Source organism: Micromonospora sp. CA-249363 (genome assembly GCF_050950185.1).
Classification (GTDB): domain Bacteria; phylum Actinomycetota; class Actinomycetes; order Mycobacteriales; family Micromonosporaceae; genus Micromonospora.
Map to the genome: position 1 here is coordinate 4,296,422 of NZ_CP192020.1, position 13,820 is coordinate 4,310,241.

The window sequence follows — 13,820 nt, forward strand, 5'->3', positions numbered from 1 at the left end:
ACCGTGGTGGGCGGCCACGCACCCGTGGCCGCCCACCACGGCACGGGCAGAACCACGTGCGGTCAGCGCGCGACTGGTCCTGGTCGGCCACCACCGGCTCGCGGGCCCGGGAGGACGACGCGTCCACGGCCGGGAAGCCCGTGCAGTCGGGTACGCACCACCAGGTCGTGCAGAGCCTCCACGGCGGCCGGGTCGCTGCGCTCGGGCAGCGTCGAGGCGTCCCGGGCCGTCTCCAGTTCTGCGCGCAGCCGCGGCACGTCCACGGCGAGCCGCGCCGCGGCGTCTGCGGGGAGCGGGCCGTGCTCGGCCTCCCGTTTGGCGGCAATGAGATCCGGTACGTACGCCAGTCCCGTACCGAGCACACCGAGGTCCGTCTCCACCCGGCCGGTGCGCATGAGGTGGATCCCGGTGAGCAGGACCCGCAGTGTGTACAGCGCCGGCTTGAGCTGCCCGGTCCTGGCGTACAGCCTCTCCTGGGTGGCCGCGAATCCGAGATAGTGGTGCGCATGGTGACGGGTGACCAGGCGTGGCGCCAGGGCGACGAGCTCGGCGTGCACCGCCGTGGTGACGACCACCAGCGGCGACAGCAGCTGCTCCAGAACGTACCCGTTGCGGCTGGTCAACAGCTTGGCGAACTTCAGCAGGTCGTGGCTGACCACGTCCAACTCGACACCGTCCCGCACGCCCATGTGCTGCAGCGTCTGCGGACCGGTCCGCAACCCGACGACCTCCTCGGATGCGAGCAGGTGCACGGCCCGCAGATCCAGGTCGGAGTCGACCGAGGCGAATCCGTACAGATGCGCACCACTGACGGTGGCGAACAGCAGCGGGCGGGGCAGAGCGCGGGCTGTTTCGGCGGCCCACGGCGGCACCTCGATGGTCACGACAGGTTTCCTTCCCGCACGGCCGTGAGGAGCCGATCGACCTCGACCCGGTCCGGCTGATCGGGCAGCACGGTCGTGGCCGCCGCGTCGGCGAGCTCCCGGAACAGGTCCGCCGCCCAGGCGTCGACCTCCGCCCACGGCACCTCGCCCCGCCGCACCGCGAGCAGCCGCTCGCGTAGGTGCCGAACGTCGACCAGTACCTCCCCGGTACGCAGCACGTGGGCCCCGGCGACCAGCAGCCGGATCATGTGCATGGCCTGCTTGTGATTCGTCTCGCCGGTGCGCTCGCGGCGGGACGCCACCCGGTTGAGCTGATCCCGCGCGTAGTTGCCGTAGGTCTCGGCCACCCGCCTCGACAGGAACGCCTGCCGGGCCGCCAGCAAGCGTTTCCCGTCGTCGGTGATCCGCTCCACCAGCGGGGACCAGAGCACCTCCAGCACCGTCGGGTTGCCCTGCAGGGCCAGGAGACAGAAGCGTTCGATTTCCCAGGAGAACTGCTCCGCGGCCGGACCGTCGAGGTGGGTGGGCGGCTTCTCGAGGTGCCAGAACGCGCGCGTGGGCGCCACGTACACACCACGCCGGTCGCAGTCGGAACCCGGGCCCTGCAGCCCGTACGCCCGCGACCCGACCACGACGGCCAGAGCCGTGTGCCGCTCGACGAACTCGATCATGCCCGGGACGCTACCCAACGACGCCGCAGGGGCCCTCCCCGCCACCGCCGCGCAGGCCGCTGAGGCGGGCCACACCAGCGGACCCGGCTGAACCGTCCGGTCCGGCGTGGCGCACGACCTGACCAGTCCCGCGAACCCGGACGTACTCGCTCCGGCGGCAGTGGACGCACGGCACCATGAGATGCGGCACGAGCCAGGGAGGACGCGCGAGACCATTCCTGTAGTTCCAGGACGGGATACCGAATGACGCTCAACGACCTCGGCCCGCACCGACGCGGCTGCGGGCCGCTGCCACAAATCGCAGGGCAGGTCCAGACGAGGTGCGGTGCGACCGTCCAGGCGTAGCCGTGGGCCGCCGGTCGACGCGGACGCAAATTTCGCGCCCCATGCAGTGCAGTGTCCCGTCGGGTAAGCAGCCAACGCCGGCCTTCACAGGCAGACAATCCTGCGGTACCTTTTTGAAAATCCTGCCTAGTCAGGAGCGACATGCCTGAGACGCCAGAATGCGGCACGCAGCTCTCTCAAGTGGCGGATATTGCGGCCCGATTCGGCTGCGATGGCGACATCGACGAGCTCATCAAGGCGATCTTCGAAGCAATTCGCAACGACGGTCTGGTCCTGATCCGGAATCTCCCCCGTGATCCAGCCACACTACTGACCCTGGCGCGGAAGCTGGGCCGGCTGCAGCCGGCTACTTCACGGGCGGCCTCCGCTACCCCTGGCGATCTTGCCTACTGGATCGGCAACCTGGACGCCCACGAGACAGAGCGATGGTGGGGCGAGCTGCTGCCCCTGCACACTGCAGGCGCCAACGAGCCGACCGAGCCGAAGCTACACATGATGCTCATGTTGGACGCCGGCTCTGGCCTGCCAGACGCCGATGGAAACAGCGGTCAATCGCTGTTCAGCCGGGTTGATGACGCCATCGAGGAGTTGGGTCGCGTCTATCCGGAGAGGGCCGAGGAGTTCCTGGACGCGCTGCTGCACACAGCCGTGACGGCGGACTACATCCCCTACCTGCCGCCGCGTCCCGAACCCATCCTGCGTCGTTCATCCGCGGGAGGGTGGACGTTCCGCTACTGGATCGACATGCAGAAGTACGCCCGGCGCGATGGCTGGAGCGCCGATGAGCTCGACGCGTTGGATGCGTTCGATGCCGCTTTGAATGCGGTACGCGTCCAGTTGCCCCTGCACGCTGGCGACCTGGTCGTAGTAGACAACCATCGCGTCGCTCACGGCAGGATGCCATTCCCGCGGGAGCAGATAGACGGCAGTGGGCACCGAACGCCGAGCACCAGACGCGTCTACAACGTCCATCTGGAGGCCGATATCTGATCGCGCGGAAGGGTCGCATTCCGGCCGGCACCGCAGCCTCCAGTCACAGCGCGAACGCAGGTGGCCCTGCAGAACGGAGCAACGCCGTGACCAGTACCCCACCACCGCACGTAACGCCCCGAAGCTTCCTGATCCGCAACCCCAGGCACGAGATCACCGGCGTTCGGATGGGTGGTGATGCCCCACCGCTGCTCGACGTCATCATCGGCCTGACGAAGGGACAGACGACCTTCGAGTTGGAGTACGCAAAGGCCACCACGGCCGCCGAAATGGGCGTGTCCATGTTGACCGACGTCTCGTTCGAGGGCGATCCGACGCTGCGAAGGACGATCCTGCGAGAGCTCGACGTGGCCTGCCGTACGGTTCCGACCTACAACCTCTACGCCGCCATCCGGGCCGGCCAGCCGGCGCGGAGCGCTCTGCTCAGCATCCTGACGGAGCAGGCTGATGAAGGGGTCGACTACTTCACTCTGCACGCCTCGGCGACGCGGAAGCAACTCCTCACTCGCCGCCACCAGGAGCGCACGATCCCGATAACGAGCCGGGGAGGCGCGATGATGGCGGAGCTGATGCTGGCCCAGGAACTGGAGAATCCGATCCTGACCTACTTCGACGACATCCTCGACCTGTGCGCAGAGGCGGGCATCGCCCTCAGCCTGGCTGCCACCTTCCGCGTGGGCAGCGTGCATGACGTGTTCAGTGCCGCCCATATGGAAGAGATCATGATGCAGTCCGATCTGGTGACCCGGGCGCACCAGCGGGGAGTCAACGTGAGCGTCGAACTGATCGGGCACACCCCACTCGACCGGATCGCCGAACACTGCGAGATCGGTCATCATCACTTCGATGGAGCGCCATTCGGTGCGCTGGGGCCGCTGCCCACCGACATCGCGATGGGGTACGACGACGTCGCGGGCGCGGTCGGCGCGGCCACCGCGGTCATGCACGGCACGCCCTGGTTGGCCTGCCTGACCGCCGGAGAGCACACCTACATCCCGACCCACGCGGACCTCGTCCGCGCGATCAAGTACCTCCAGATCGCGGTTCATATCGGCATGCTGGGCCGGACCGGCGACACGAGTCGTGACCAGGCGATGTCACGGGCACGTAGCGAGAACGACTGGTCCACCATGTGCGAGATCGCGATCCATCCGAAGGACGCAGCCGACATTGTGGAGCGGCACGGCTACCGCGCCGGCCAACCGTGCTCCATGTGCCGGCGGTCCTGCCCGCTCGTCCGGTTCCGGGGGCTGGAGCGGCGGTATCACGGCGCTGATCCTGGCGCGATCGCGGAAATGTCCGCCCAACGCTCCACACAGTCGACATGGGCGGTCGATTAAAAGGGAGGTGCGTCATGGCTATTGAGGAATCCGAGCTCCGCTCGGTACTGGGCGAGTACGTGCAGCGTCATCCGAGTGAGCGTGAGTCACTAGCGCCGTTGCTCGACCATTCGGAGGGCCTTGCTCGTCTCACTTCGTCGACACATTTCGATGGTGGGCACCTGACCTGCGGCGCGCTGGTCGTGAACGCGGCCAGGCAGATCTTGGTGATCAGGCACCGCCGTTACCGGCTCTGGTTGCTGCCCGGTGGTCACATCGAACAGTCGGACGAATCCCTGCTGGCCACGGCGCTACGTGAGCTGTTCGAGGAGACCGGGATAACTGCTGCCGAGGTCGCCCCCTCCGCCCACCTCGGCACCCGTCCGCTCGATGTCGAGCTGCATCCGATACCGGCTCGCGCCGACCAACCGGCACACTGGCACGCCGACGTGGTCTTCCTCTTCGTCGCCGACCACCCGGTAGTCCGGCCGGATACGAGCGAGGTGCTGTCCTATTCCTGGTACGACCTGAAGAGCGCGCCGATCGGCCGGCGGGCCCACAAGGCGGGGGCCGCGCTGCGCGTCACCGCCACGGACGGTTCCTCCGAGGTAGTCGCTCAGCCATTTCCGAACGAGACGCCGCCGGCGATGTCCCGAGCCTGAACGACGGGTCCCTGGATTGTCGCGGCGCCGATGTTGTTGGACACCTGCCCGTCAGTCAGGGCAAGGTGCTGGCTGCGGTCTAGCCATACCCGCAGGGCGGCACCAAAGCCTGCGTCCTCCTCGGCCGCAACCGCGACCACCCTGGAGGCTTCCTCGATCTGCTGCCGATTCGGATTCGACCGGGCCCGCTCAAGCGCCGCTCCGACGGCCGAGGTCCGTCCGAATGTGGTCGCTACCCGATCGCTGAGCCAATGCCAAGCCTGCTCACCCGCGGCCGTGGCCGCACCGCTGACCAGCGGAGTGAGCACAGTGGCGACGGCTGCCGTGGTGATTGGTTCCATGATGTCTCCACCCGTCCGTCGATCTGGTGCCGTCTGTAAGTCTGGACGACATCGTCAACTGCTACGAATCTTGCTACGCACCGACTTGATCCGTGGCGAGCCGAGCTGCCGCAACAGGTCCAGACATTGCCGCCATGTCCGCCGGGCCGACCTGGTGTCCTCGACTGCAAGGTGAAAGTCACCGAGCAGGTCTAGGGTGGCGGCCTCCGACTCGATGTTGCCGAGCAGGTGATGCAGGCTCGCGGCTCGGGTCAGGTGCTCGATGGCTTCCGGGTACCGCCCAAGCGGAGCTAGGGCGTTGGCCAGGTGGTCGAGACTCACCGCCTCCCCGTGGGTGTCCTCCGCCGCCCGGAAGAGATCCGCTGACTCGGTGCAGTACCGAACTCCCTCCTCGAAGCTGCTGAGCCGGTTGAGTGCGATGCCGACGTCACGCAGCGCCCGGGCCTCCCGCGACCGGTTACCGATCCGGCGGGAGAGGTCCAGCGCGCGCCGGGCATGATGCAGCGCCTCCTCGAAACGTTCGAGCCGGTCGAGGATCACACTCATCGCGTGATGGCTTGCCGCCTGGTTAGGGAAGTCGCGGAGCCGCTCGCTGAGCACCAGCGCCCGCTCGTTATGTGCGAGCGCCTCGTCGTCGCGTTCGAGGCTGGTTAGGGCGCGTCCCAACCCACGGTACGCCTTCACCTGGCCTTGGAGATCATCCAAACGCACGGCGGCCTCAACCGCCGCCTCCTGCACCATCGCAAGGTCACGCCAGTCCGATCGCCAGTAGAAATACGTGTTGAGGGCCCACGCCAGTTGCCAGGCGTGCCCGTCCTCCCCGGAGCGCGTGGCCACATCGACTGCGGCGAGCAGGTTGGCCTTCTCGCCAGTGAACCACTCGAGGGCCTGCCGAATGTCCTCGATCACCACCGGTGACACAGAGTTACTGGATGGAATGACGTGGATGGGATCGCGTGCCGGGTCCAGCGCTCGATCAGCCCAGAAACTCGTGGTGAGGTAGAAGTCGAGCAATCGCCGAATGGCGGTGCCCCGCTCTTCGGCGGACTCGCCCGTCGCCGCGAGCCTCGCCGCGTACGTCTGAAGCAGGTCATGCAGCCGGAACCGACGGGCGAGATGCTCGTCGACGAGGTGCACCGCAGTGAGCTCGTTCATCAGCTCGCGTGCCTCGGCGAGGGGAATGCCAGCCAGACTCGCCACGCCGGCGAGGCTGATGTCGGCCCCGGTGTTCAGGCCAAGCAGGCCGAAGACGCGGGCCGCCGCCGGGCTCAGCGTGCGGTATGACCAGGAGAAGACCGCCCGGACGCTGCGGTCGACGCCGTCAAACGAGCTGAGCGGGTCTTCCCCGGAAAGATCCTGGGCAATGTCGCGCAGCGAGAAGTTCGGTCGGGTGGCGGCGCGGGCTGCGACGATGGCAACCGCCAAGGGCAGGCCAGAGCACGCCTCGACCAGCCTGGCGACGGCGTCGGGCTCCGAGGCGACCATCTGGCCACCCACGTGCTCAGCGATCAGCGCGGTCGCCTCGACAGGGGTGAGCACGTCGAGTTTCAACGGGCGGGCGCCCTCCTGCGCCACCAGGTCGGCCAGGTCGTTGCGGCTGGTGATCACGACCAGACAGCTCGGGTCCCCAGGCAACAGCGGACGGACCTGAGCTGAGTTGCGGGCGTTGTCGAGCACCACCAGCACCCGCCGCCCGGCGACGAGGGACCGAAACAGGGCCGACTGGGCGGCGACGCTCACCGGCACCTTGTCCGCCGCGACCCCGAGAGCGTCCAGGAACCCGCGGATCACCTCGGCGGGATCGACCGGGTCGGCGTCGGGCGCGAACCCACGGAGGTCTGCGTACAGCTGCCCGTCGGGGTAGCGGTCGGCGAGCTGTCGCGCCCACCTGAGGGCCAGAGCGGTCTTACCGATTCCACCGGCCCCTGATATCGCCGAAATGATAATCGTCCCGGTACTGTCGGGAGCGTCGAGCGCGGCGTCGAGCGCGGCGAGTTCATTCGTCCGGCCGACGAATCGGGACACCCCGGCGGGGAGTTGCCGCGGTATCGACCGGTGCCCGTGATCACCGTGAAAGTGCACATCACCGCCGATGGATCCCGCCTGCAGGACCGCACTGCCCGCCTGGCCGCTGAGATCGTTCCGCACGCCATCGGGCACCTCTAACGTGGGCGGATCGCCGGGCATTCGCACTCCTCCACAGGGTTTGACCATTGTAGCCATTCCCGGGTAAGCACCGGGCGGCCAGCCAGTCAGCGATAGCTCCACGGCCGGCAGGGGCACCGAGAACGACACAGACTGCAGGGAGTGATACGGCAGATTGCAGATTGAGCCAGGGCATTTGATGGCCTTCCAGGTAGTTGTTCACACGAACGCGCGACCCGGCCGAGCCTGGGACGGAACGAATGACCTTGACGGATCGAGTTCCGAGCCGCGACAGCCCGGCTCGAGCAGCGTTCCAGCGTTGCGGGCAAAGCAACTGCGCCGACGATGAGGGGCGCGAAGACGCGGGTGATTGTTGCGCCGAGGAGTGCGGCGAGGACCGACGTGCAGGGTTGGCAGCCATCGTTGCTGGTGGGACAGGGGCGGCCACCAGGCGCGGATGTCGTCCACACTCTGGGCGACGCCTGCGGTTCTCGGGATGCACGACAGACGCGGCCCTCGGCGCGTCGGCGAGCGGGTGCCGCCACCGACGTTGCTGCTGCTTGCCATGCTCGTACTGGCGCCTCCGCCACCCGTACGACCGGGTTCTGCATCGTGCTCCGTTCCGCACGGCGGGTGATCCCAGGTCGGGTGCCCACCTGGTCGGCGGATCACGCTCCTCCGCACCGCGCGCTGGGCCTCGCCTGATCACCGTGCCCACGGCACCTCGCCTGGCCATGCTCGCCGGCTTGCGCGTGACGACCGGTGGCTGCCGTGCCCGCCGAGGCACGGCAGCCACGCCGCCCGTCAGCCGTTCTGCTTCGCCTGGCAGGCCACGCAGAACTGCGCGTGCGGAAGGATTTCGAGCCGCTCGGCGGGGATGTTCTGGCTGCACTTCGCGCAGGCCCCGTAGGTGCCCGCGCTGATGCGGCTCAGCGCACCGGTGATCTGTTCGATGTTGCGCCGGGTCGCCGCCACCAGCGCGGCCCGGTTGTGGGCCTCGCTCGGGTCGCCGGTGTCCGCGTTGAGCTCGGTCAGTTCCCGCAACCGAGCCGTCTGCGTGGCGAAGTCTTCCGCCAGTGAGGCTCGCAGATCGGCCAGCCAGCGCTGGTCGACAGCTCGATGATCGACACTCATGGTCCTACCTCTACTTTCGAAGGGGAAAAAGAAAAGGGCCGAAGCTGGATAGCTTCGCCCTGGCGGTCGTTCGGTGATGCAACGATTCCGCGGGGGGCCTCGGCCGGTTCGCGCCGGGCTCATCAGCCGCGACGTGGGCGCGATGTGCAGCACGCGGACAACCGGCACCCGCAGGCCGACCAGCCGGCACGCCGCCGTCGCCACGTGGGCAGCCCCGATCGCCGTCACACCGGTGACGGCAGGAGAGCGGAACGTCACCGGGGACATGCCTCCACCATAGGCGGCGACCGCAGCGATGCCAACGTCGGACGAATTGTCGAACCCACGCCCTGCGTAGGGGCGTTTCACTCCTCCGGAGCGATCAACCGGTGGTCGGTGGAGTCGCGGACGATGATCGCTTCCACGGGGCACGAGTTGGCGGCGTCGAGGACGACCTCGGCCGGGGAGACGACATCGGCCAGCGGCGCCGAAACGCCGTCGACCAGGCGAAAATGCTCGGGCGCGGTGCCGGCGCAGATGCTCGTGCCGATGCAACGACCCGAGTCCACCCCGACCCGCCAGGCGGTGCTCACCAGGCCACCGGCATGCTGAGCAGGCCCCGTACCAACATGCCGCGCTTCCACGGCAGCTCTGCTTCCGGTACGGCGAGCCGCAACCCGGGCAGACGAGTGACGATGGTGGCTACCGCGACCTGCAACTCCATGCGGGCCAACTGGGCGCCGACGCAGTGGTGTACGCCGTGCCCGAAGCCCAGGTGCGGTTTCTGCTCGCGCTCGAAGTCCAGCCGGTCCGGGTCCGCGAAGACGGTACCGTCCCGATTCGCCGACGACAGTGAGCCGAGAACCGGCTCACCGGCCCGGACCAGCACCCCGCCGACCTCGACGTCCTCCTTGGCGTACCGGGCGAAGGAGGAACCGACGCCGAGCGGCACGTACCGCAACAGTTCCTCGACCGCGGCCGGCACCAGCGACGGATCGGCCCGCAGGCTGGCGAGCTGGTCCGGATTGTCCAGCAGGACGTAGACGAAGTTGGGGATCTGGGTGACCGTCGTCTCGTGGCCGGCCGCGAGCAACCCCGCGGCCAGCTCCACCAGCTCGGTCTCGCTGAGCCGGTCCTGATTCTCGTCGCGGGCCCGCACCAACGCGCCGAGCAGGTCGTCGATCCCCGGCTCGCGGCGGCGCTCGGCGACCAGAGCACCGATGTAGCCCCAGAGATTGTTCAGGTACTCCTGGATCGTCTCCTGCGGCAGTGAGGTCGTCGAGACGATCGCCTCGGACCAGATGTGGAAACGGTCGCGGTCGGCGTACGGGACCCCGAGCAGCTCACAGATCACCTGGATCGGCAGCGGCGTGGCGACGTGCTCCACCAGGTCGGCCGGCGGACCGAGCCGGAGCATGTCGTCGACCAACGTGTCGGCGATCTCCTGGGTTCGGGGACGCAGTGCCTCCACCCGACGTGCCGTGAACGCCTTCGCCACCAGCCGGCGCAGGCGGGTGTGATCGGGCGGGTCCATGGTCAGCATGCCGGTGTACTGCTGGCGCGGGGTGAGCCTGGGCTCGTCGCGGTGGACGGCTGGCGCGCGACCGAAGCGCACATCGCCGAGGACCGTACGGACGTCCTCGTACCGGGTGGCGAGCCACGCCTCCTCCCCGTAGGGGAGCTGCACCCGGGTCATCGGCTCGCTCTCGCGCAGCTCGCCGTAGGTCGGATCGACCACGAGGCGGTCCGGCACACTGAACGGGTACGTCCGCGCGGGCGGAACGGTTCGGCTCCCGGTGGTCTGCGCGCTCTCGGTCATCCGGATTCCCTTCGTCGAGACGGCGCGATCCGCAGGCCTGCGTCACATTCGCAGCGGCCTCAGGTCGCCTACGCCCAGGGCATGGATCAACACATCCCTACGCATCGTTACGGTTCAATGTCGGATCGTAGCGAGGCACATCGATGATCGCCATGGAGACCGCTCCGCCTCCGCGGGATCAACGGCACCGGCGTGGGATCGGCACCACGCACGTGACAGCAGCGAGCCGACCCTCTCACCCGTTCGCCGTGCCGTTGCTTCGGGACCGGATGACGGCCATTCCGCCGACCCGGGCGGAGATGCCCCTCGCGGTGGCGCCGGCGGTGGCGTAGACCGACGAGGGGCGGCCGGCGGTGTGCCCCTGCTCGACTTCGATGGTGCTGGGGCGGCCGGTCGCGAACAGGTGTGCGGCGAGGCAGCCGGCGCTGTTCGCGTTGACGACGTCCTCGCCGACTCCGACAGCCGGCGCGAACATGCGCGCGGTCGCTGCGTCGCCGGTCGGGGAGAGCGTGTAGACGAAGCAGCCGAGATAACCGAGGCGACGGCACTCCGCCGCGAGTCGACGGAGGTCGGGCCGCATCGAGAGCAGGGTCGGCAGCGTCGTCACCGGTACGAGCAGGCGCGGTGTTCCCGGTGAGGCCACACACGGGGCGTCGTCGGCGGGCACGTCGTGTGGCCTGATGCCCAGGGCAGCGAGGATGCGGTCGAGCCCTGCGGCGCTGCCGCCCTGAAGGTCCACCGTGCCCTGGTCGAACCAGACCTCGATGCCATCGTCACGCTGGATCGCGGTCGTGTCGAAGGTGCGGCCACCCGTCCGCTGACGGGCGCGGAGTTCCCCGGCCCGGCGGCGGTGCAAAAGGACGGCCTGCGCGGCTATGGTGCCGTGCCCGCAGTTGATGAGCTCGCCGTACGCGGTGAAGAACCGCACCGTCGGCGTGGTGTCCGCCCCGGTGTCGACGAACGCCGCGTGCGAGGTGCCGGCTCGCCGGACGATCGCCCGCCGAGCGCCGTCGCTGAGAGCGCTGTGATCGATCAGGACGGCGGTGGGGCTACCCCCTCCTCCGCGGCGCGTGCAGGCGTCGACGATCGTCAGGTCGTGGCCGCCGTCTCCGGTCATGTCGGGCTCCCGCCTCGGTGGCCGGCTCACCGTCGGTCAACCGCTGCCGCTGCCGAGAAAGGACGACAGCAGCTGCCCGAACTCACGCGGGTGCTCGATCGCCGGCACGTGGCCGCATCGACCGAACACGTGCAGACGGACGTCGGCCAGGTGTTCGAGCAGGGGTCGGGCGGCCGTATCGAGCGGGGTGACCCGGTCCTGGGCGCCGTGCACGAGCAGCACGGGCGCGCGGATCGCTGCCAGCGTCCGCGCGGTGAGGGTGAGGTCGTCGACCCATCGTGCCCTCGGCGCGGGGAACAGCGACGCGTACGCGGACGCCCCGTCGCGCATCGCCGCGGCACGGGCCTCGACGGCCGCATCGGTCACCAGCGTCTGGTCGAGGAGGAGGCGGCTCAGCATGTCCCGCGCCCCGTGCGGGTCGGCGGGGGCGGACCAGATCGCGTCGAGATCGGCCGACAGCGGCGCCCCGGGAGCACCCATCGTCGAGACCGCCACGACACGGGTGACCTGCCGGGGGCGCGCGGCGGCCAACGCCAGCGCCACGGCGCCGCCCATGGAGTGACCCACCACGGCGTAGCGCTCGACTCCCAGCGCATCCATCAGGCCTGCGGCCTGCTCCGTCCACAGCCGGAGTCCACCCCGATGTCCAGCCGGTACGGATGTATGGCCGAACCCCGCCTGGTCCGGAGCCACCAGGTGCCAGGACGTGCCCAGCGTCTGCGCCGTCGATGCCCAGGCTCCGGACCCGGTGGTGCCGGGTCCGGAGCCGTGCAGCATCAGCACCGCGGGCCCGGCGCCGCTCTCCAGAACGTGGACGGGTGAGGCGTCGACCGTGACCGTCCGATGTGCTGTCATCGGGGCAGGCCGGGTGCGCTCATGCCGATGCGGAGCTGACGGACTTCGAGAAGACCTCCATCATCGCCCTGCCGAACTGCGGCATGTCGGGCCATCCCCGGCAGGAGACGAGGTTGCCGTCCACGACGTCGGGCGCGTCGATGACCGTCGCGCCCGCGTTCTCCATGTCACCGGTGATGGGCGGGAAGCACGCCGTCTTCCGACCCTTCAGGAGCCCGTACACCGCTGGCACCTGCGCGCCGTGGCACACCAGGGCGATGGGGAGGTTGCGCGCGAAGAAGTGCTCGGTGATGCGCCTGACGTCGGCGTCGACCCGGATCCACTCGGGGGCGCGTCCCCCGGGGATGATGAGGGCGTCGTAGCGCTCGACGTCGACCTCGGCCCAGGGCACGTCGACCGGCAGCTTGCGCCCGTTCTTCTCCACGTAGGCGTCGGAGTTGGGGTCGAACTCGTGGATGACCAACTGAACGTCACGCAACGTCCGTGACGAGACGTCGACGTCCCAGCCGCCCTCCTGCACGCGGTAGTAGGGATACATGGTGTCGAGTTCCTCGGCGGCGTCGCCGGTCAGGAGCAGCGCTCTGGGCACCTGCTTCTCCTCGCATCTGGTGGCGGGTGGTGGAGATCCAATCCGATCCGATCCGGTGGCGATAGCATTCCTCGGCCCAGCCCGCCCGTCAAGCCTCTACCGCCACCGGGTCCGCGTCCTTGACCTCGTCGAACAATCGTCGGAAACGCTCGCCGGAGCGCACGATGTGCCGACGCATCGCGTAGGCGGCGGCGTCGGGGTCACGCGCGGCGATCGCGGCCACGACGTCCTCGTGCTCGGCCATGGCCAGGTGGGTGACCTGGGCGTCGTGGTGCAGCCGGAAGAGGTGCACGTGGCTGTGCAGGCGAGCGAGCGCCTCCCGGATCACCTGGTTCTCCGCGCTGAGGGCGACCAGGTCGTGAAACGCGGCGTCGCGGAGCCCGAAGGCGCCGTAGGCCGCAGGACCCTTGCCCCCCTCCAGCTCCGCCATCTCGTCCAGCATCCGGCGCAGTCCGGCCACCTGTTCCACCGAGGCGCGTTCGGCGGACCGGCGAGCCGCCGCGGGCTCGAGAAGCAGGCGCACCTCGAGCATGTCCTCGAACCGGTGGCGGGTGATCTGGGGAGGAATGCGGTAGCCGGCATGCGGCACTCGCACGACCAGCCCCTCGGCCTCCATGCGGTTCAGGGCGTCCCGGATCGGCGTCTGGGAGACTCCCAGCTCTCGCGCGAGGACGTCGATCGTGACGCGGGAGCCGGGCTCGATCCGTAGCGACATCAACTGTCCGAGCAGCGTGTCGTACACCTCGTCGGCGAGCCGGCCACCTGATCTTCCCACCGGGGTTCCTCCCGTCACGGCCTTACGGCCCCGCGCGATCATCGCTTCGTCGTCCATCGTGACGTGAGGTCCCTTCTTGCGCCTTTGCGACCTGTTGACATCAGTCACAACGCTGCGGCATGCTGACGCCCCCACCAGATCGTATAGGAAATGTGGGGGATGATCTTCATTCTCCACCTCGCGGCGCACCTTCGA

General features: G+C 68.8%; 14 protein-coding genes. 3 read left to right on the forward strand and 11 right to left on the reverse strand.

The window, feature by feature from the left end:
* Window positions 1-62: 62 nt before the first annotated feature.
* Both ACQPZK_RS19400 and ACQPZK_RS19405 read right to left on the reverse strand, forming a co-directional pair.
* Window positions 63-884 (reverse strand): nucleotidyltransferase domain-containing protein, encoded by an 822-nt coding sequence (locus tag ACQPZK_RS19400; protein WP_433534349.1) that lies wholly within the window; start codon window positions 882-884, stop codon window positions 63-65.
* Window positions 881-1,555 carry a nucleotidyltransferase domain-containing protein gene (locus tag ACQPZK_RS19405; protein ID WP_433534350.1) on the reverse strand — a complete coding sequence of 225 codons (675 nt, stop codon included), beginning with the start codon at window positions 1,553-1,555 and terminating at the stop codon, window positions 881-883. The genes ACQPZK_RS19400 and ACQPZK_RS19405 overlap by 4 nt, the downstream gene beginning before the upstream one ends.
* Before the next feature lie 486 nt (window positions 1,556-2,041).
* Here ACQPZK_RS19405 and ACQPZK_RS19410 point away from each other — a divergent pair, with 486 nt between their 5' ends.
* From ACQPZK_RS19410 to ACQPZK_RS19420, 3 genes are all read left to right on the forward strand, one after another.
* A complete protein-coding gene (locus ACQPZK_RS19410; RefSeq protein ID WP_433534351.1) occupies window positions 2,042-2,890 on the forward strand; it encodes a TauD/TfdA family dioxygenase in 849 nt (282 codons plus the stop codon).
* An 86-nt stretch (window positions 2,891-2,976) separates the two neighbouring features.
* Complete coding sequence (locus tag ACQPZK_RS19415) at window positions 2,977-4,230, forward strand: phosphomethylpyrimidine synthase ThiC (protein WP_433534352.1); 1,254 nt, start codon at window positions 2,977-2,979, stop codon at window positions 4,228-4,230.
* Window positions 4,215-4,871 (forward strand): NUDIX hydrolase, encoded by a 657-nt coding sequence (locus ACQPZK_RS19420; RefSeq protein WP_433534353.1) that lies wholly within the window; start codon window positions 4,215-4,217, stop codon window positions 4,869-4,871. Before ACQPZK_RS19415 ends, ACQPZK_RS19420 begins: the two co-directional genes overlap by 16 nt.
* On the opposite strand, the gene ACQPZK_RS19425 is transcribed toward ACQPZK_RS19420, so the two are convergent.
* The 9 genes from ACQPZK_RS19425 to ACQPZK_RS19465 all read right to left on the reverse strand — a co-directional run bounded on the left by ACQPZK_RS19425 (window position 4,826) and on the right by ACQPZK_RS19465 (window position 13,682).
* The gene (locus tag ACQPZK_RS19425; RefSeq protein WP_433534354.1) at window positions 4,826-5,212 is read right to left on the reverse strand and encodes a hypothetical protein; all 387 of its coding nucleotides are present in this window, start codon (window positions 5,210-5,212) and stop codon (window positions 4,826-4,828) included. The two genes, ACQPZK_RS19420 and ACQPZK_RS19425, sit on opposite strands and share 46 nt — an antisense overlap.
* 54 nt (window positions 5,213-5,266) lie before the next feature.
* Window positions 5,267-7,399 (reverse strand): ATP-binding protein, encoded by a 2,133-nt coding sequence (locus ACQPZK_RS19430; protein WP_433534355.1) that lies wholly within the window; start codon window positions 7,397-7,399, stop codon window positions 5,267-5,269.
* 762 nt (window positions 7,400-8,161) lie between these two features.
* Window positions 8,162-8,758: a TraR/DksA family transcriptional regulator gene (locus ACQPZK_RS19435; protein ID WP_433534356.1), complete on the reverse strand. Its 597-nt coding sequence runs from the start codon at window positions 8,756-8,758 to the stop codon at window positions 8,162-8,164.
* Window positions 8,759-8,835: 77 nt separating this feature from the next.
* Window positions 8,836-9,063, reverse strand: a complete 228-nt coding sequence (locus tag ACQPZK_RS19440; protein WP_433534357.1) for a ferredoxin — start codon at window positions 9,061-9,063, stop codon at window positions 8,836-8,838.
* Window positions 9,060-10,289, reverse strand: coding sequence for a cytochrome P450 (locus tag ACQPZK_RS19445; RefSeq protein WP_433534358.1), 1,230 nt, complete (start codon window positions 10,287-10,289; stop codon window positions 9,060-9,062). Before ACQPZK_RS19445 ends, ACQPZK_RS19440 begins: the two co-directional genes overlap by 4 nt.
* Window positions 10,290-10,524: 235 nt before the next feature.
* Window positions 10,525-11,406: a PhzF family phenazine biosynthesis protein gene (locus ACQPZK_RS19450; RefSeq protein ID WP_433534359.1), complete on the reverse strand. Its 882-nt coding sequence runs from the start codon at window positions 11,404-11,406 to the stop codon at window positions 10,525-10,527.
* A 36-nt stretch (window positions 11,407-11,442) separates the two neighbouring features.
* Window positions 11,443-12,261, reverse strand: a complete 819-nt coding sequence (locus tag ACQPZK_RS19455; RefSeq protein ID WP_433534360.1) for an alpha/beta fold hydrolase — start codon at window positions 12,259-12,261, stop codon at window positions 11,443-11,445.
* Between the two features lie 19 nt (window positions 12,262-12,280).
* Window positions 12,281-12,850 (reverse strand): DJ-1/PfpI family protein, encoded by a 570-nt coding sequence (locus tag ACQPZK_RS19460; protein WP_355047859.1) that lies wholly within the window; start codon window positions 12,848-12,850, stop codon window positions 12,281-12,283.
* 88 nt (window positions 12,851-12,938) lie between these two features.
* Window positions 12,939-13,682 carry a GntR family transcriptional regulator gene (locus ACQPZK_RS19465; RefSeq protein WP_433534361.1) on the reverse strand — a complete coding sequence of 248 codons (744 nt, stop codon included), beginning with the start codon at window positions 13,680-13,682 and terminating at the stop codon, window positions 12,939-12,941.
* Window positions 13,683-13,820: the final 138 nt, after the last annotated feature.

Excerpts from the sequence above, each read along its gene's own strand:
- ACQPZK_RS19425 (WP_433534354.1), bottom strand. The coding sequence starts at position 5,212 with ATGGAACCAATCACCACGGCAGCCGTCGCCACTGTGCTCACTCCGCTG.
- ACQPZK_RS19410 (WP_433534351.1), top strand. The coding sequence starts at position 2,042 with ATGCCTGAGACGCCAGAATGCGGCACGCAGCTCTCTCAAGTGGCGGAT.
- ACQPZK_RS19455 (WP_433534360.1), bottom strand. The coding sequence starts at position 12,261 with ATGACAGCACATCGGACGGTCACGGTCGACGCCTCACCCGTCCACGTT.
- ACQPZK_RS19465 (WP_433534361.1), bottom strand. The coding sequence starts at position 13,682 with ATGGACGACGAAGCGATGATCGCGCGGGGCCGTAAGGCCGTGACGGGA.
- ACQPZK_RS19420 (WP_433534353.1), top strand. The coding sequence starts at position 4,215 with ATGGGCGGTCGATTAAAAGGGAGGTGCGTCATGGCTATTGAGGAATCC.
- ACQPZK_RS19450 (WP_433534359.1), bottom strand. The coding sequence starts at position 11,406 with ATGACCGGAGACGGCGGCCACGACCTGACGATCGTCGACGCCTGCACG.
- ACQPZK_RS19430 (WP_433534355.1), bottom strand. The coding sequence starts at position 7,399 with ATGCCCGGCGATCCGCCCACGTTAGAGGTGCCCGATGGCGTGCGGAAC.
- ACQPZK_RS19445 (WP_433534358.1), bottom strand. The coding sequence starts at position 10,289 with ATGACCGAGAGCGCGCAGACCACCGGGAGCCGAACCGTTCCGCCCGCG.
- ACQPZK_RS19405 (WP_433534350.1), bottom strand. The coding sequence starts at position 1,555 with ATGATCGAGTTCGTCGAGCGGCACACGGCTCTGGCCGTCGTGGTCGGG.
- ACQPZK_RS19435 (WP_433534356.1), bottom strand. The coding sequence starts at position 8,758 with ATGTCCCCGGTGACGTTCCGCTCTCCTGCCGTCACCGGTGTGACGGCG.